This window comes from bacterium, assembly GCA_016699125.1.
In the GTDB taxonomy this organism is placed as follows: Bacteria; Babelota; Babeliae; order Babelales; family Vermiphilaceae; genus AWTP1-30.
In genome coordinates, this window is record CP064961.1 from 862,911 (window position 1) to 880,954 (window position 18,044).

Genomic DNA, 18,044 nt, shown 5'->3' on the forward strand with positions numbered 1-18,044 from the left:
TGATCATGCGAAAAGCAGAGGATATATCAAAAAAACTTTGGTATCCATCTAGTGATCGATGAAAAAAGAGCATTAAAAAACCTACCAATGGTTTTTGACACAGATGCAAGGAAAGAAAAAACCCCGGATGGAAGGTCGGGTGCTGTTTCACTTTCTGTAGTCTCATCGTTAGATGTACTTGAACTTTGTGTATTGTTCGGATTTTTATTTTCTTGAGTGGCCAACGTATGCGAGTCTGTGGCTATGCGTGCGGTATGCGGTGTAAAACCGGAAGATTTTTGGTCATGGGTAAGATCTGCATCTATGTCAATTTTGGTGTCTTTTGACAGAACCGTATCTGGGGTCGGGGGCAATTCGGGGGCTTGTTTAACGCTCTTATAATATTTTTCAAGTTTTATGAGGCTTTCTTTTTTTAACTGTTCACCAGACGCTCTCTTTTGTTTTAAAATTTCATATAAGTCATGTTTTTCTATAATTAATCCTTTCCTGTCTTGGATGGGATCAGTATCATTGCTTATATGTACTTTTAACAGATCTATCTGATTCTTTAATGCATGAATTTCTCGGCTATTTGTTGCCTTGTCATGCTCTAGTTGCTCTTTTTTTTGTTGATTTAATGCATTGTTGCCTAACGCTGTGTTTATTTCTTTATTGGCTTTTTGAAAGGACTTCATCTTTGTATCTTTTAAACTTATCTCGTTTTGATAGTTTTCTATAAGACCAGGCAAAATATCCTTGTTTGGGTGCGAATGGTCAAATAGGTCAATTCGTTTTTTAACATTGTAGTAACGATTCATTGCTAGATTAAACTGCTCAAATATATTTTTATCGTCATATTGTCTTACTTTCAGTAGCTTTGGCTTAATTGCATCGATCTTTTCTTGAAGATCGTTTATTGATTTTGTAAGAATGTTCATAGCGTGTTCATATTGATCTATCGCGTTACACTCAATATCAAGATATTTGAAATCCGCCTTGATTTTTAATGCAAAATCATTTTGCTTAACCTTGTCAGTTTCGGAATCAAAAGATTTTTTGTCTTCAAGAATAAGATTTTTTCGCTCATTGTATTCTTTTAGCGCTGCTTTAGGTAAAGATACTGACTGGCTAAAATCATTATTCAATAGATTTCTAATATTATTACTTTTTCTAAAAGCCCATCCATACAAAAATTCTGTAGCTTTAGTTTGATTAGCTCGTAGCATTTTAGACAATAAAAGAATAAACTTTTCGTAATAATTATTTTGCAGAGTAAGGTTTGTTTCCGAATTTGTAGTAAAAGATTTTTTTAGAGCATTTTTTACGTCGTCTAAATTATTGCATTCATATATATGAGTTAGTAAATGTACATATTGTTGGTCACTTAATTCAAATATAGTGTCTTTCAAAGAATCGGTTGACGAATTATTAAGCAAAAAAGGTTGATAACACTGTGACCATTGTGATAGTACATTTGATGTATCTGACTGTTTCTGCTTAGACCAATTGTTTATATTATTAATAAAAAAATATGCATTATGTAAAAAATAATACATATTAAAATTAATATTTTTATGCTTGATCTCATGATAAAGCATAAAAATACGATTATAAGCTGTACAAAATGTATCGATGGCAGGATATGTAATATTGTCAATATGCTGAACTGTTTCTGGTATTAATAAGAGACCGTACCTTTAAAAATTTCATTGCAAACGTTGAAGGACAATTCGGCATTTTTGGTGTTTGCTAGAACTGTAGTCTTATGCTCATTCATAGCATGAAGCGATATAATAAAAAGTATACTTATTTGCAATCTCCTTAACATAATTGTCTTACCTTTTTAAGTTCTAAAACAGAACGTATTCATATCATTTGATCATATTGCTTAGCTTTACATGAAGTCAATATGTACTTAAAAAGTGCTTAAAAATTCTACTGATTTTTAGAAAAATAAATAATGATTTAAAAAAAATATTGAATATAAAGCATTCTTAAAATACAATAATCACATTGTCAATATTATTAAAACGTAAGGACCTGTATATGAAAAAGGTACTTTGTCTGTTTTCTGTAAGTTTTATAATGCCTTTATATGCTATGGATGCTGGTCAAGTAATAAGTAACGGAAGGTCTATCAACAATGGAGAAGTTTTTTTAATACTTGAACGCATCATTGATAATCGATTGCCTTACGTCGATGCTTTGTTGGACCAATGGTATACGATTCAAGCAGGTTTTTTTTCTGAGTATAGTCAAGATAAGATTGTAACTGATAGTGTAGCTGAGGCGCTTGTTGGTGAACTACAAACACTTTCAAATATAAAATTGAGTTGTACAAAATTACATGGTTATACAGGTGATGTTTTGACTTTTGAAGCAAAAAAAGAAAGTCTGTGTATAATAAAAAAAGCAAAACAGGATAGATATGATTGGTTCAATCGTTCCTGTATCGCCATAGTATCGCCACGCCTTGGTATAACACCGACAAAAGCACAGGCAAGCTTAGAATATATTTTTCAGACGGGATGGTTTCAGAATTGTGATATGAATACGGAGCCGTCATTACAGCAGTTGGTTATTCCCGTTATAAAACAGTTTAGATTTTGTCAGGATTTTAATAGTATTCCAAATCCAATTATAGAAAAAATGACTCTGTTTTTTTTACCAAAATTAATACATCTATCCTTTAAAAATGAATGTAGTACCGCTGCTATTTTTTATAAAAATGATGCTCAATGGCTTAAAAAGCTTGGATATGTACTTGAAAAGAACGTCATAGATAATTCATTTATTTTATCAAAGCATGAATCGGTTCAAGAGCATGAATAATAGGCGCTTTTGCTAGTCATCATGCAACAAAACTGATTAAAAAACATGGATGCCAAGCGGGACCTATGGTTTCAGCTTTCCTTATTTGGAAACGTAAAATCAGAAAACAACTTAACATACATTTTTAAGTCGAATTGGTTTACACACTGTGATACATACACACATCCTACCTTACAACAACTAGCTATTCCCCTTTTACAACGCTTTAGACTTCCTCAAAATATTGATACAAAGCGAATGTTAATCATAGAAGTGGTAACTTTATTTTTTTTGCAAAAATTAATAGACAAACCTTTCAAAAATGAAAAGGGCAACGATTTTTTTGCTGCAGACGATTGTAATTGGTTGGCAAAGTTTGGTTATGATTTGAAAAGAAATGCTTCAGATAATTCTTTGAAGGTAATAAAAACAGGTAATTATTCGCGTTTATTACAAAATGGAACACCTCAAGGACCCGAACACCAAAAAAGCTAGTCAACTCATACTCTACACTACATATGTACGGGTTTTTTTCAAAAGGGACCTGGTAGCTTCTGATCCACGCCCCTTTGATGTTTGTAGGTAGATTTTGTAGCAAAATTATTCACAGTTAATCAGATAATGATTCTGAGCAACCTCTTCATTGGTTGCAAGCATTATTTTAATACCACTCATTTTTTCAAGTTCCAAAATCGCTTTGTATTCATTCTTGGTAATATAATCAAAAAGTGCACCGTGTAGCTGAATGGTCACTGCTTTAGTTTTAAGTGGTCGCAACAGTTCACATTTTAAATGCCTAAAAATGTCATAGGCCAATGTTTGTAACGACTTAATTGCGCCAAGTCCATTGCAACTTGTACAGTTATGCATAAGCTGCTGCATCAACGTTTTTCCCGAACGTTTGCGGGTCATCTGTACAAGGCCAAATTCAGAAATTTTCAATACAACGGATTGAAATTTGTCCTGTTCTTTTAAAACCTTTTCAAATGTTTTAAATACTTTTTGTTTATTTGCATAGGTCGCCATATCGATAAAATCGATAACAATCAGGCCTCCAATATTTCTCAAGCGCAGCTGTCGCGCAATTTCGTAAGCAGCCTCAATGTTCGTCTTTACAATTGTTTCTTCCATATTTGACTTGCCAGTGAATTTACCTGTGTTGACGTCAATAACCGTCATTGCTTCGGTTGTTTCAATAATAAGCGAGCCACCACATTTTAAATGTACCTTACGGTCGAGTGCTGACTGGATCTGTTTTTCGATATTAAAATGATCAAAAATATTTTGATGACCTGTGTACAATCGCACAATGTGTGAAAACTCAGGGCTCATATCTCGTATGAACTGATATATTTTTACCTGCACAGCCTCATTATCAACAATGATAGCTTCTATCTGTTCATCAAGGTGATCTCTAACTATTTGTAACACTAAATCGAGGTCTTCGTACAATTTTGCTTCCAATGGTGCTTTTTTAAAGTCCAACTCAATTTTTTTCCAGATAGAGCTCAAGTATGAGATATCCTGCTGAATACTTTTTACACTTGCTCCTTCAGCAGATGTTCTAATGATTGCCCCCATTGATTCTGGAAGGTTCTCTCGAATAATAGCCCTCAAACGTTGCCTTTCATTACCGTCTTCTATTTTTTTAGAAATGCCTATCTTCGGGATGTTGGGCATTAATACTAAAAATCTTCCCGGAACAGTAAAACAGGTCGTAAGTTTCGGTCCTTTTTCATAGACCGGTTCTTTGCACACTTGCACCAAGATTGTATCGTTCTCGTTCAAAACATTACTGATATCAACTTTGGCCTTTTCAATTTTTGGGCTTTCGGTTTGTTCAAGCGTTTCCTCATCTGACTTTACATATTTGAAAATTTTTTCAAAAGCTAGGTCCCGATCAAGCTCTGAAATATGCAGGAACCCCGCCTTACTTTGTCCTATATCAACAAATGCCGTCTGGATACCTGGTAAAACTTTACTTACTTTTCCTTTAAAATACGCCCTTTCAATAGGTCTTTGTAAATGTTGGTCAAAGTATAAGTGATACACATCACCATCTTGGATAATGGCCACTCGTGTCTGCCACTGATCGCTATTTATAATAATTTTTTTCACTGTACCCGCGTCGCTTATCCTAAAATTGATTTTAATGTACTATCTATATCTTTATAGTACCACTATACTGGATCAAAAAAAAGCTGGGTAGCAAATCAAAAAAAAATATGCTACATTTTTGTCGACCATAAAGTTTGTATTGAAGTTTTAATTACTTTGCCTCAGAGGAGAGAATATGAGTGGTTTCCATCAAAAAAATAAACTATTTTTACTGTTAATTGCATCAGGTTTATTGGTTTTACCTGCGTGCAGAAAAGATAAAAAAGCAAAAGCAAAGCATCATCACCACTATGAAAAACCTGCACAAGTTAAAAAAATAGCAGATGACTTTGACGTTCCACTTGAACAAGATGCATTAGCATTTGATTCTCAAGAGTTAACAGATCTTTTTGATGATTCAGTTGATACAGCTGCACACAATGATGCTATAGAACCACAAGGTACGGCTGCAAAAACCGATAATAGTTATGAATGGGCAGAAGAAGCACCAATTGAACATTCATTTAAAACAGTTTATTTCGATTTTGACAAATATAATGTTCGAAATGACCAAAAAGAGTCTGTAAGCTATGATGCAGTGCAACTTAAACAGTTACTTGCAGAAGCCAGGGAAACCGGTAAAGAACCGAAAATCATGATTGAAGGCCATGCAGATAGTGCTGCTGGAACGAAGGAATACAACTTCGGCATTTCACACAATCGTGCACATGAAGTTGCAAAATTACTTGAAAAAGAAGGCGTGCCTGCAGCAAATATTAAGGTAGTCGGTCGAGGGCAAGATATGCCTGCAATGATTGATGGTAAAAAGGTTACTGGTTCCAAGAATGAGCAGTGGCCAAATCGTCGCGTAGAGGTTCATATTATTAATAGTTAAGACATGTCATAAGTTAAGCCTGCCCCGACAGAACTTCGTTGAGGCAGGCATTGAAAGAAGTTCTACACTATTTCACAAAACATTTTATTCTATGACTTTATCTAAAAGCTCTCTTACCGTGTCTGACCCATTCTTTTTTTCAAAAAACTGCATATTATTTTTATAAATATTGGAGCTGTTATTTTCTTTTTGCAAAACATTCACAAGGAGCTGAGGAACATCTTTTAAAGAATGGATAATTGAGCCAAACTCATTTTTTTCAACAAAATCCTGATTTTTCTGCTCCCAAAAAATAACTTCCGAGGTTGCATCTAAAAACATAGGCAGGTCCATATATAATGCTTCACTTATACTAATCCCCCCAGATTTAGTTATAAGTACTGTTGCAATTGACATTAATTGTGGAATAAAGGGAGTAAAATCAAAAATTGAACATGTTATCAACGGTTCAAACTGAATGTGCCTTACTTTTTGTCGTAAGGTTGCATTTGCTCCAAGTACAATTATCAGATGAAAAGAAAGATTTTTGATTTTTGCTAGCATTTTCACATAATCAATAATAGAAGTCGAACCTTGTGAACCCATTAATAAAAGTACAACAGGTTTTGCTTGTGGAATTGAAAAACGGCTACGAACTGCATATTGATCGTGTGAAACAAAAAAACTTGATTTTAAAGCGACACCGCTTAATATAATCTGATTTGGCAAAACACCTTTTGCGATCGCATAGTCATAGACATACATATCATAAATGGGAATTAAAAAGTAAAATTTTTCATACGATATTTTTTCAATATTATAAAAAAAATGTGATAATTCAATGTCTGTTGGCATGAGAAAGAATGGAATATTTAACTCCTTTGCGATTGCCACAAAGTGATCGTTAAACCAGGGAATGACAGAAATAATACATTTTGGACGTTCTTTTATTATCGCATTTTTAATTTTTTTATGAATAAAATAATGCAACAGATTGAACACTTTTAAGCTTGGTTTGAAAGTCTTATTTAAAAAACGTGTCATTCGATTACGAATCAAAAAACCGTAATATGTTTCAGCATTTTGAAAGCCAAAACTAAGGATTCTTATAGGATCAAACCAGCGAATAATATCAAGAAAAATATTCATTACTCTGATGTTATACTGTTGGCCTAACTGTTCTTTCAATGATGCACTTATGGTATTATGACCACCAATACAGGTGAAAATAATCACTTTTTTCACAACTAATGCTCCTATGTTTACTTGCCAACACAAAAGGTTGCAAAAACACGATCCATCACCTGTTCATTTATTGTTTTTCCAGTTAATTCTGAAACTGTTACAAGTACATTTTGTAATTCAAATGCAATAATTTCATAGGCTGGATATGCACTTTGACAAAGTCGTAGTATGTATAAAAGTTTCTCTTTTGTTGCATGTAAAATGTGCATATGTCTTTGATTAACAATAAAAGGAGGACTGTCTTGATCTGCTAACTGCAACAATCTTTTTTCTATCTGATCATACACTTGGTCAAAACCATATTGTAAAACCGCTGAGCATGATATGCCTTTAGGTTGATTTTCAATGATGATACCTTGATCTACTTTGTTCCACACTACAACTACTTTTTTATTATGCATATTCAAAATGTTATCATATACCAACTGTTCTGCGGGTAATAACTGTCGAGATCCATCATAGACTAATAAAATCAGATCGGCTAAAATTGCTTCTTGTAAGGCTTTTTCAACTCCAATCTGTTCAATTTCATCGTTGGTTACACGTATCCCGGCGGTATCGACCAGCGTTAAGAACCTGTTTTTATATAGTATGCCAGCTTCAATGACATCCCTTGTTGTACCCGCTTTATCACTTACAATTGCTCTGCTTTTTCCTAAGAGCCCGTTAAAAAGAGAAGATTTCCCAACATTTACCGAACCTAGTAGTACAACTCGAAATCCATTTCGGGCATGGAGCTGCCGATCGAATAATTTTTGGCAATTGTCTAGCTCGTCTATCAATGCGATAAGCTTATTGATAATAATATGCGCAAAATCGTTCTGTTCTTCTTCGATAAATTCGAAGGTTGCAGAGACAGTTGCCAAGAGTGCTAATAGCTCATTTTCATACTGACTTACTTTTGCAGAGAGGCTACCTGCCACCTGGGACAGTGCAGCCTTTGCAAGTACCGGTGAATTTGCATGTAAAAGCTCTTGAATAGCCTCTGCCTGTAAAAGGTCAATTTTTCCATGTATCATTGCAAGTTTGGTGAACTCTCCTGGCAACGCCAATCGCGCACCAAGACTCAAAAAGAGATCAATAATAGATTGTATAATGAAAATATTATTGTGGCAGGTAATTTCAACGGTATCTAACCCAGTGAAAGTGGAAGGCGCACGCATAATCAAGATAATCACAAAATCTAAAATTGATCCATCTTGATCAAAAATCTCTGCACAATGGGCGGTGTAGGACTTCTGTGCAGAACATTTTTTTTTATTTTTTAGATTTACACACTGCTCCACAAGGTCTAGTACACCAGATCCGACCAAGCGCAACAGAGCAAGCGCACCTACTCCTTGCGGGCTGGCTTGCGCAATGATAATGTCAGAAAATGTTTTTTTACTCACGTGCAAGTACTAATCTCAAATTTTTAAATTCAGTTTTAAAATGTACTCTCAGTGAAACAACTATTAAATGAGCAAAATTTTTAAAGAATGCTACCTGTTCGGCCTGATGCTGCACAAGTTCACCGTAAAAAATAACCTTCAAAATCGTTGCCTCAGGCTGTAGAGAAAAGGAAACTGTCTCTTTACCCATAAGCCGCAGCCCATCTTGAACCATAGTTTTCACATGGTTCGTCATAGTATCTGTCCATGTAAACGAAGATATAGCTGCCGCACCGTTCTCCGGAATTACCGCAACATTGGTATGAGACGTTCCATGAGCTTTTCCGTTAGTATTAGCTGTTGCTGTTTTCGATTTGAATAAGTTATCTTTCTGTTCGTCACCCACAGCATCTTTATGCTTTTCATGATTCTGATTTGTTTTATTTTCTATTGACTTTTGCTTTGCTTTCTTTTGCATGTCATAGGTATCATTCTTTTTCTTTTTTGTATTTTCAGTGTTTTTATGCTCATTATCATTAAAAACTAATCCAATTTTTGCATTTTTTTTGACAAATCCCAAAAAACCATACTCGGGTGTTTCATACACGGTTACCGTAAAAGAGGTTGGCATTCCGGCTCTTTCCCAAGCTTTTTCTAAGGCTTTACCAACTGTTTGAGCCTCTTCGACCAGCGATTTCATTTTAAAACCTTTTCTATAGTGGAATATTACTGTGATTTAACCTTAATATCAGAACATTCAGCCAATAATCGGAACAGACAATCGCTTTTTCTAGAATCAATGGAGCGGGAAACGGGACTCGAACCCGCGACCTTTGCCTTGGCAAGGCAACGCTCTACCAATTGAGCTATTCCCGCTTATTTATACGATCTTCGTACAGAAAAATATGGTACAAAATAAGAAGCCTCTTGTCAAATAAAAGAATAAAAATATACCAACCCTGCGGTTGCTAAAAAAAAGAAAATCAACTATTCTTTTATAAAATAAAAAATAAAACAAATTTCATATGATAAGTCATATTACAGGCCGTGTAAAAGAGGTTGGTCAGTCAACCATTGTAGTCGAAACCAATGGGTTTGGTCTAGTATTGTGCACGCCGCAGCCAAATCTATTTGAAGTAAATACTGATTGTCTGATTTATGTGCATTTTTACTGGCATCAAGAAACGGGACCTTCTCTGTTTGGCTTTCATTCGCTCGATGAAAAAAATGTGTTCCTTTTATTAATACAATGTACGGGAGTGGGGCCGAAATTGGCACTGACATGCCTGGCAACGCTGTCTCCTGGTACCATTATTAGGGCAATACAAAACGATGATTATAAAGCAATAGCATCAGTACAAGGTATTGGTACAAAAAAAGCAGAAACAATTACCTTATTATTAAAAGAAAAGGCTAATGCCATACAACTGCAAGAAGAATTAGCCTCAGAAGTGCAACTATGGCCAACTGTATGTGAAGCATTGACGTCCTTGGGCTATTCAAAAAATGAGATCCTAACGGCGGGCAGGCAGATCAAAAAAGAGATGAGCCAAAAACAGTTGCCCTTCGACCAGTTGATGCGTAAAGCACTTGTGCTTTTAAGTAAATGAAGTGGACCATATGCTGTTATGCATAGAGCTTGGCGTGTAAAGAACTCTGTTATTTGTTGTTTTGTTCATTATAGCCATTCACATACAACCAATCAGTTGCTATCTGTACCTCAATCGAATCTGCTCCTGCTACTTTCGCTCCTGCCATTTTAAACAGTTGAGCTTTTGTATGGTTATCGGCTTTAAAAAAATCGCATTCAAATTTTTCCCATTCTTGCGTGTTTCCTGTTACATTACAGGAGGCTTTGTAGAGTTGTAACACACAGGTTACAAATTTCTGTGTCTTTAAATTATTTTGCTGCTGGAGTTGGGCTTTCTCAATGGAAGGGAAACAGTATTGTGAACAAAAACTTACAAAACTAATAATACCGATCAAGACAGTAAGACCCGGTGACCAGTCTTTCAAAGCTGCACGAACCGTAGTTGGTTGCGCTATGACCAATAAAAGACTAAAAGAGATAGCGATAGATTTTTTCATAACAGCGTTTTTCTATTATAAATTTTTTTAACTCAGTTATGCTGTCTTTGCAACTGCTGGGCATGCATGTTTCTCTGTTAAATTAGCTGCAGGTATTAATGACGCTTGTGATAGTTCGTAGCGATCTGATGCCTCCAGGATTGATATATTGGCACCTTTTGCAAAAGTTGTAATATAGGTAAAATCATTCTTCACTGACGTCTCTTTTTCTATACTTTTCAATGTAAGAAGATATTGTATGATATTCGTTTTATGAGTAAAAGCAAGATTTTGAGCTTCAATCTGTTGTTTTCTGATATCATCCGATGCCTGTCTAAACTTGAAGATATCATTCAGTGTTCTTCCCAGACCTGCTACCTGCCAGAAGAATTTTCCATCATCTGTTTGGGACATTTTTGCTACACCTTTATACATGTCATACCATCCTTTTAAGGACAGTAGTTCAAAAGGGGTCCACGAATGTATTTTGGTTGCATTTAATAATAGTAACAGCGCTATAGTTTTTTTCATATAATTTCCTCTTGTTTAGTTAAAATAGCTCATTAAAAGCATTATGTAAACATCTGTTGATATAAAGTGCAGGAGTACCTACCGAGTTTAGCGTTTTTATTTTAGTTGAATAAAGTTCTATGCTCAAATTTTGCATCATATTTCTGTGATGAACGGTATGTTGAAAAATGGCTGGATGCTGTACAATTTTATTGAATAGCTGGTCTTTATTCTCCTCAAATGCCGTATAAAATCCTTTCTTTGAAGCATACGTTTCATAAAAGCTCAATAAGCCATATGCGTTTTTCGTGTGCTTTTCCATATCATTATTTTCAAAATCCTCTTTTGAAACATATGGACAGAGCCTGTTCAAACAGGCAAGTAATGCTAAATTCGCTGGCGTACACAGACCTCTGTTAACATTCTGTTGTGTATAAAACGGCTTCACTCGATCTTTAACATCTTCCAAGGTGGTATTTTTTAAATAGGTGTAAGAGTTTTTACCTCCGTAACCCAAAAGAAATGTTTGATAGGTAAGCGTTAAAGTATCTATATAATCGAAATCTATTCTATTGTTTTGCACCGGCGGGGCTAGTACTAAATGATCTTTTTCAATTTGCTCGGCTTGATTATTTGAATTTTCTGTTGGTGCCATACTTTCAACAAACTCTTGCCATACTGCAGGTTCCAGTCGATCAGTTGATTGTCCAATAACACGAGCGACACAGGCAGCAGAAAATGCAGCCTTTTTAGCATTTTGCATTTCTGTTTGTTTTAAACCCTGCGTTTTTAATGAGCCTTCAATCTGTTTTTTGTATTTTTCTGGCAACATAGTTTCATAAAAAACATGTGCTTCCTTTTTAAACTGTTCAATTTTACGAGCGGCAACGTTAGCAATAAATTTTTGATTCTCTTCTCGAGTATCAAACCCTTTTTCGAATAATTCTTTATTACCCGCGCCTTCAAAAAGTTTTAAAAAATGGCAAAAAACATCAGGTTTTCCGAAATTAAGATGCATATTGTTTAAAATGTCTGCAGCTAAGGTTAAATAACATATACTTTTGCTTTCATTGTTTTCAACTTTTTCACAACTTTCTTTTACAGCGTTAAAATCAGCATCACTTAAGCCGTTAATCCGTGCAAATGCAAGAGATATAATGAAATTATGGCGCAGTGTTTCTATTTGTTCTTTTAAAAATTCTGAAATGTGGTTAGAAAAATACCTGCCAAAACTCATTTTTATTGTTTTTGTTTCATTTACAAAATCAGTAAATGTATACCGCTTATACTTTTTTAACTTCGAGAACTTGAGATTTCTTATTTGATTATAGTAACTCCCGGCCAAGTTTAGGTAAGAATCGTTATCTGGCAATTCAGGTATTACTTCCTCAAAGTCTGATTTCAAGCAAAATTTTGATGACAAAAACATTGTTTGTGTCATTTCATTGAGCACCTTATTTTTGTCTTTAACATCTTGTAAGGCTTCAAAAAAAGGTTGCTTTGTAAAATAGTGAGACACTTTTTTATGGCAAACTTCATATTCTTCATAACTGCTTTTTTTGTCGTCTAATAAGGTTACTACTTTCAAAAAATTTCCGATCCTAATGCTTGCTTCTTTTTTGTCGAAATCTCGTTGCTGTTTTATAAAGTCTTCTGCTTGCGCAAATGAGTCTGCTTTATGAAAATAGAGCTTAGTCAATGCATTATTCAACTTAATATCACCAGAATTAGTAAGATTAAACTCATTATTTTTCATAAGATCTTTAAAAATAGTTTTCCAATCAAAAAAATCAATCTGTTTAAGATTGTTTTCGTTACAGTCAGTATTGAAATCAGTATACGTTTCAAAAAGCAGTGAGTCATGTTGTTTGTATGTGTGGTAATTTTTTTTAAACCGTTCTATAAAAGCTGGCAGCTCTGTTTTCGAATAATTTGTTAACAAAAGATTGAATGCCTCGGCAAACTTTTTATCTTTATCAACCGGTATCGTATTGATATACTGATACCAGGCTTCAAAATCAATCGGTTTAGTAGCTTTTTTGGCATACGTTATATAAAGATCTTTGATGAGTTTTCTTTTTTCTATCGATAATGTATTTAACAACTTCAGCTCTCGATCTCTATGCTGTTTCGAATAAGAAATTGCATATTCATGGTGTAGATAGGCATTAAATTTCGAATACTGTGTTTTCGTCTCCTTTAGATCATAAAAACTGTTCATTGTACTAGCATAATCAGCAAATGGTATGCATTGAAAAACAGCTATTGTTTCATGCAAATCATTGAAAAAATTGATTATACAAGCTTTTCTAGAGCCGATATCTTCTTGAGAACCAAGATCGTCTTTGAAAGTTGTCAGGAGTTGTGTTAAATAGGTTGCGACTTCCTTTTTGGCTGATTTTTCATATTTATCTGGATGTATCAATCCAGTAAGATTTTTATATATTTTTTTAAATTCATCGTTTGTCGTTGCTTTATTCCTGTCGTAATTATGAAGCATCTGAACCAGTAAAAAATACGCGAACCTGTCCTCATCGCTTTTTATATTCATTAAATTTGCATCAGTTACGAAAGGCTCTAATTCGGCTTTCAAAAGACCAATAGTAGTTTCTGGGAAGAACGTTTTTTGATAATTATTTAGCAAATCAGCGCAATTTTCGTCTTTTAATAGTTGGTCCATTGTTGGATGTATCAAATGAATGATTCTATCGATTTTTTCTTCATTTGGATGTAGTTTATTTTCTGATGGTTGAGCATCTCTTTTTTCATTGGACCGCTTAAAATGTTGAGCCAAAAGACCAGGCTTACAATCACCTACGTTTTGATTTAAACGTAAAAAATCATCCAGCGTTCCTTTAAAATCTTTATATAGTTGATGTTGGATAGAATAACTTAATACATCAAAAAAATCACCTGCTAAATCTGAATTAACTAAAGAGTTTATTGTTGTATCTTGATTGCAAATATCATAAAAAGCATCTCCCAACAATGCTTCATAATGATTTTTTAAATTATCATCACAAGGTTGTTTGCTTTTGCCATGATATACCAGATCAAGATAACATAAATACCGACAGGCATTGTTTCGTTCAGTAAGATCTTTTGAGTTTTCGAAAGTTGCAAATAGATTTTGATAATTAATATTATGTTGCGTAAAAAAGGCTTGTTTTTTTTGTATTTTTTCAGCTTGATCTTCAAATGCCATACCACCTAATTTATTTTTTACGTCATCAAATGCAAGCCTGTATGTTTCATTATTCCCTTCATAGTAATCGTCTATTTTTTCATAATACGCTGAATCATATTCCTGAAATAAGTTACTGACTAGATTGAAATTAAATCTACTTTTATTTTCACATTTACAGATTTGATCAAATTCATTTATAGTCTTTTTGTCAACTTTCGAGCCATTTGCAAACAAATCTATGTTTGATCTCTCTAAAAATAGATTTGCAGTTCTAATTGAGTTGTATGAAAAAGCTTGCTCTCCGTCTTTGTGAAACGCTTTGATTTTTGCATGCCAATCTTTAACATCACAAATCTTCTTGTTCTTAAGTAATTTTTCATATTCCGTTTTAAAATATTTTTTTTTCCGTTCATCATCAAAAATATTCTGATGTAAGGCATGTTCAAAGTATTGTAGAGCATCATGATGTAAGGCATGTTCAAAGTATTGTAGAGCATCATTAAGATTTAATTGAGCAGCATTTTCTTTTCGCTCCATTGAAAAACAGGCCTGAGTTAAAAAAAGTAACAGCAAAACCATTCTTTTGATCATACAAGGCCCACCTGTTTTAAATGGGTCAGAATTTTCTGTTCTTGCGCATTCATAATTTCGTAATCAGCATCTTCAATATGATCATAGCCCAACAGATGGCAGATGCCGTGAACCAGAAGAACTGCAAGACGATATTCAAAGGTCTGCTGCCACTGCTCAAGGTTGTTTTGCACATAACGTGGTGCGATCACAAGGTCGCCAAGGTTTTTGTCATCTTTTGTGCGAGCGACAATTCGCTCACCCGCTTTCAGATCCGGATAAAAAGGGAACGAAAGCACATCGGTCGGTTTGTCTGTGTTTCTGAAACGCCTGTTGTAATCCTGCATCGTCTGATCATCGACAAGCTGTATTGCCAAGTCAAAGCTTTTGTACTCTAAAAACAGTAAAATTGCCTGCGCTATTTTTTTTAGCTTTGCAACGTCAACTGAAACTGATTGAAGGTTTTGTACCATGACCATATGTGTTTTTCTTTGTTTTCAAAAAAAGGCTTATCTGAAAAGTATTATATCCAAGCAAATACACAAAGTAAAGATTAATCAGACAACCACATGCATATACCATAATCCTTCACGTTCAATCAAAACCGATTCAGATGATATGACCGATGAACCAATAGAAGGATGGTAATCGGTCAGCCGATTTTCAACATAGATTTTGATCTCCTGTGCATGCGTTACCCCGTTCAACATGGTCAGATGTTCTTGGAACAGGTCAACATACTCTTGCGATTTTACACAAATCAAAAGTCTGGCCAGTGGCGCTTTTAATGAGAGTTGTTGCTGTGTTTTGAGTTTGCGGACTTGCGATACCAGCATGACCAGCAGCTGTCCTGCGCTCGCACTTTTTTCAAACACATACGGTGTTTGATACTGTGCAAACTCGGTCTGATGGAGCGAAGCCAGTTCAAGTCGTGCAGCATACAGATCTTTGAAGATGGCTTCTGTCACGAACGGAATATAGGGTGCATAAAGTTGCAGCAGTCGCAGTCCAACATGTGCCAGTGTCCAACGTGTCGCATCAACCTGGTGTGCAGGATACAGGTCTGGATTGAACAGGCTATGTTTGACAAGTTCAATATAGTTGTCGCAGTAGATTGTCCAGAAAAACTGCTCAACCTGTTGTAGCGCCGGCCCAAACTCATAACTGTGCATTAACTCATGATATCGCTTTTCAGTCAACGTAAGTTCATGCAAAAGCCATTCGTTGATAAAACCTTTTTCCGGCATCTCTTTTTTCGGATCAACTGACTGAATATGTGGCTCTGCAAACAGAAACGCATTCCATAGTTTTGTTACCAATCGACTGCCTTGCCTGATCTGATCAGGCGAAAACGCAACATCGTGACCAAGTGTTGCAGATGCGGTCCAGTAACGTACTGCGTCTGCACCGAACTCTTTCAACAGATTTTCCGGCTTTTTATTTTCATTACCTTTTGATTTTGAGATCTTTTCATTTTTTTCACTCAACACATGCCCAGAAATAACGATCGTTTTCCAGGGCAGCTTCCGTTCATGAAAAAATGCTTTGACGATCGTATCAAATGCCCACGTACGAATAATGTCATGTGCTTGAGGCCGCATTGCCATCGGCAAAAATGCAGCGTGATCAGAAAATGGATCAGCCATTCGCTGGTACAGATCTTTGACAATATATGGTGTCAACGATGAGGTGTTCCACGTATCCATCACATCAGAATCGGGTAATACGTTATCGCTTTTGCATTTTGGACATGCAGCAAGGGCAAGCTCCTGCGGATCGACAGGCAACTGTTTGACTTCAGCTGGAATGATTGCTTGACATGCTTGGCAGTGCCATACCGGGAATGGTATCCCGTACATTCGTTGTCGCGAAACGCACCAGTCCCACTGCAGGTGCTCGACCCAATCAACGTAGCGAGCTTTCATGAATGTAGGTTTCCAGTCAAGTTTATCAGCAAGCGCAATAAAATCTTTTTTATAGTCTAAAATACGCACAAACCACTGCGCAAGTAGCATATATTCAACAGGCATCTGACATCGTTCATGCACACTGACTGCGTGCGTGATCTGTTTTTGCTCGGTTAGCAATCCGTGCTCGTGCAGATCTTGGATAATTTTCTGCCGTGCAGCAGCAACGGTCAATCCTTGATATTGATTCGCCTGCGCAGTCATTTTACCATCAAGACCGATTGATTGAATATACGAAAAGTGATGTTTTTTGTACCATTCAATATCGGTAGTATCACCAAACGTACAGACCATTACAAGTCCCGTCCCTTTTTCAGGATCAACTTTTTCATCGGACAGGATTGGCACCTGTATATCAAAAAGTGGAACTTTTGCCTGCTGTTTATACAGATGCGCATACCGTTTGTCAGACGGATGAAAGAGGAGCGCAACACATGAAGGCAATAGCTCAGGTCTGGTTGTTGCAACCAGCAGCTGCTGTTCGTCTGCTGTTTTGAAAACAATCGTATTAAAGGTACTTGGCAAAACAGCGTCATCAAGCTCTGCTTGTGCAACTGACGTTCTGCATGATGTGCAATATAATGCAGGCTCGTACCGTCGATAGACCAGATCTTTTTGCAAAAGTTTTAAGAAGGAAAGTTGTGAAATGTAGCGTGAACGATCTGAAATAGTGCTATACGTGTTTGACCAGTCCGCAGAAATGCCTAATCGCTGCCACAATGATTTAAACTGCCCTGCCGCCTCTTGTGACTCACGTAAACAGAGTGCGATAAAGTCTGAACGTTTCATGGTGTACGATCGTACTTCACATTTTTTTTCAACATACCGTTCAGTTGGCAAGCCATTATCATCAAAGCCAAAGGGATAAAAAACTGCATGGCCTTGCATTCTGCGATAACGCACACAGATATCGGTCTGTGTGTATGAAAATACATGCCCAATATGCAATGTTCCAGAAACGGTTGGGGGGGGTGTGTCTACCGCCCATAATGTGAAACTATTTTTATCACAATGATAGATCTTTTGCTCGCACCACTCCTGTGCATACTGAGTTTCGGTTGCTTGCGTATCATATTTTTTTTGCATCGCCATAAGTCTGCTTTCCTGCTGTTTTTGGTAGGTTCATCATAAAACAGTATATCTACAAAATTCCGTTTAGCGAATAAGGGGTGAGTATGGAATGCGCAATACAGATTTACATACACCTATTGGATTCAGTTGCAACCATCCTAACTTCAATACCACCAAACTAGCCTATGTAATATTAGCAAAAACAAAAAACAACAAGAATGAAAAAATACGCACGTCAAAATTTTAAATCTTGTTGTTTTGTAATTGCATTTTACAACTGCTTTAAAAATTATTTA

The 18,044-nt window shown here is 35.7% G+C and carries 14 protein-coding genes and 1 tRNA gene; 4 read left to right on the forward strand and 11 right to left on the reverse strand.

What is annotated here, in order from left to right; genetic code table 11:
• Positions 1 to 26: 26 nt before the first annotated feature.
• On the reverse strand, positions 27 to 1,205 hold the full coding sequence (locus tag IPG37_04155; protein ID QQR53621.1) for a hypothetical protein: 1,179 nt from the start codon (positions 1,203 to 1,205) through the stop codon (positions 27 to 29).
• A gap of 820 nt (positions 1,206 to 2,025) precedes the next feature.
• On the opposite strand from IPG37_04155, the gene IPG37_04160 reads away from it, so the two are divergent.
• A complete protein-coding gene (locus IPG37_04160; protein ID QQR53622.1) occupies positions 2,026 to 2,811 on the forward strand; it encodes a hypothetical protein in 786 nt (261 codons plus the stop codon).
• 45 nt (positions 2,812 to 2,856) lie between these two features.
• Positions 2,857 to 3,285 carry a hypothetical protein gene (locus tag IPG37_04165; protein QQR53623.1) on the forward strand — a complete coding sequence of 143 codons (429 nt, stop codon included), beginning with the start codon at positions 2,857 to 2,859 and terminating at the stop codon, positions 3,283 to 3,285.
• Between the two features lie 105 nt (positions 3,286 to 3,390).
• Here IPG37_04165 and IPG37_04170 read toward each other — a convergent pair whose 3' ends face one another.
• The gene (locus tag IPG37_04170) at positions 3,391 to 4,908 is read right to left on the reverse strand and encodes an Rne/Rng family ribonuclease (GenBank protein QQR53624.1); all 1,518 of its coding nucleotides are present in this window, start codon (positions 4,906 to 4,908) and stop codon (positions 3,391 to 3,393) included.
• A gap of 175 nt (positions 4,909 to 5,083) precedes the next feature.
• On the opposite strand from IPG37_04170, the gene IPG37_04175 reads away from it, so the two are divergent.
• Positions 5,084 to 5,782: an OmpA family protein gene (locus IPG37_04175; GenBank protein QQR53625.1), complete on the forward strand. Its 699-nt coding sequence runs from the start codon at positions 5,084 to 5,086 to the stop codon at positions 5,780 to 5,782.
• A gap of 84 nt (positions 5,783 to 5,866) precedes the next feature.
• On the opposite strand, the gene IPG37_04180 is transcribed toward IPG37_04175, so the two are convergent.
• The 4 genes from IPG37_04180 to IPG37_04195 form a co-directional block, all read right to left on the reverse strand.
• The gene (locus IPG37_04180) at positions 5,867 to 7,006 is read right to left on the reverse strand and encodes a hypothetical protein (protein ID QQR53626.1); all 1,140 of its coding nucleotides are present in this window, start codon (positions 7,004 to 7,006) and stop codon (positions 5,867 to 5,869) included.
• Positions 7,007 to 7,023: 17 nt separating this feature from the next.
• A complete protein-coding gene (mnmE, locus tag IPG37_04185; GenBank protein ID QQR53627.1) occupies positions 7,024 to 8,397 on the reverse strand; it encodes a tRNA uridine-5-carboxymethylaminomethyl(34) synthesis GTPase MnmE in 1,374 nt (457 codons plus the stop codon).
• Entirely contained in the window at positions 8,390 to 9,076 is a 687-nt protein-coding gene (locus tag IPG37_04190; protein ID QQR53628.1) for a Jag N-terminal domain-containing protein, read from the reverse strand. Before IPG37_04190 ends, mnmE begins: the two co-directional genes overlap by 8 nt.
• Before the next feature lie 100 nt (positions 9,077 to 9,176).
• Positions 9,177 to 9,252, reverse strand: a tRNA-Gly gene (locus tag IPG37_04195).
• A 149-nt stretch (positions 9,253 to 9,401) separates the two neighbouring features.
• Here IPG37_04195 and ruvA point away from each other — a divergent pair.
• On the forward strand, positions 9,402 to 9,986 hold the full coding sequence (ruvA, locus tag IPG37_04200; protein QQR53629.1) for a Holliday junction branch migration protein RuvA: 585 nt from the start codon (positions 9,402 to 9,404) through the stop codon (positions 9,984 to 9,986).
• Between the two features lie 49 nt (positions 9,987 to 10,035).
• On the opposite strand, the gene IPG37_04205 is transcribed toward ruvA, so the two are convergent.
• The 5 genes from IPG37_04205 to IPG37_04225 form a co-directional block, all read right to left on the reverse strand.
• Complete coding sequence (locus IPG37_04205; protein QQR53630.1) at positions 10,036 to 10,464, reverse strand: hypothetical protein; 429 nt, start codon at positions 10,462 to 10,464, stop codon at positions 10,036 to 10,038.
• A gap of 36 nt (positions 10,465 to 10,500) precedes the next feature.
• On the reverse strand, positions 10,501 to 10,974 hold the full coding sequence (locus tag IPG37_04210) for a hypothetical protein (protein ID QQR53631.1): 474 nt from the start codon (positions 10,972 to 10,974) through the stop codon (positions 10,501 to 10,503).
• A 19-nt stretch (positions 10,975 to 10,993) separates the two neighbouring features.
• The gene (locus tag IPG37_04215; protein ID QQR53632.1) at positions 10,994 to 14,731 is read right to left on the reverse strand and encodes a hypothetical protein; all 3,738 of its coding nucleotides are present in this window, start codon (positions 14,729 to 14,731) and stop codon (positions 10,994 to 10,996) included.
• A complete protein-coding gene (gene ybeY / locus IPG37_04220) occupies positions 14,728 to 15,183 on the reverse strand; it encodes an rRNA maturation RNase YbeY (protein ID QQR53633.1) in 456 nt (151 codons plus the stop codon). The genes IPG37_04215 and ybeY overlap by 4 nt, the downstream gene beginning before the upstream one ends.
• A gap of 84 nt (positions 15,184 to 15,267) precedes the next feature.
• Positions 15,268 to 17,769, reverse strand: a complete 2,502-nt coding sequence (locus IPG37_04225) for a valine--tRNA ligase (protein QQR53634.1) — start codon at positions 17,767 to 17,769, stop codon at positions 15,268 to 15,270.
• Positions 17,770 to 18,044 lie beyond the last annotated feature (275 nt).

Coding starts and splice junctions, on each gene's coding strand:
- IPG37_04205 (QQR53630.1), bottom strand. CDS start 10,464: ATGAAAAAATCTATCGCTATCTCTTTTAGTCTTTTATTGGTCATAGCG.
- IPG37_04215 (QQR53632.1), bottom strand. CDS start 14,731: ATGATCAAAAGAATGGTTTTGCTGTTACTTTTTTTAACTCAGGCCTGT.
- IPG37_04165 (QQR53623.1), top strand. CDS start 2,857: ATGGATGCCAAGCGGGACCTATGGTTTCAGCTTTCCTTATTTGGAAAC.
- IPG37_04190 (QQR53628.1), bottom strand. CDS start 9,076: ATGAAATCGCTGGTCGAAGAGGCTCAAACAGTTGGTAAAGCCTTAGAA.
- IPG37_04210 (QQR53631.1), bottom strand. CDS start 10,974: ATGAAAAAAACTATAGCGCTGTTACTATTATTAAATGCAACCAAAATA.
- IPG37_04175 (QQR53625.1), top strand. CDS start 5,084: ATGAGTGGTTTCCATCAAAAAAATAAACTATTTTTACTGTTAATTGCA.
- IPG37_04225 (QQR53634.1), bottom strand. CDS start 17,769: ATGGCGATGCAAAAAAAATATGATACGCAAGCAACCGAAACTCAGTAT.
- IPG37_04155 (QQR53621.1), bottom strand. CDS start 1,205: ATGCTACGAGCTAATCAAACTAAAGCTACAGAATTTTTGTATGGATGG.
- IPG37_04160 (QQR53622.1), top strand. CDS start 2,026: ATGAAAAAGGTACTTTGTCTGTTTTCTGTAAGTTTTATAATGCCTTTA.
- ruvA (QQR53629.1), top strand. CDS start 9,402: ATGATAAGTCATATTACAGGCCGTGTAAAAGAGGTTGGTCAGTCAACC.
- ybeY (QQR53633.1), bottom strand. CDS start 15,183: ATGGTACAAAACCTTCAATCAGTTTCAGTTGACGTTGCAAAGCTAAAA.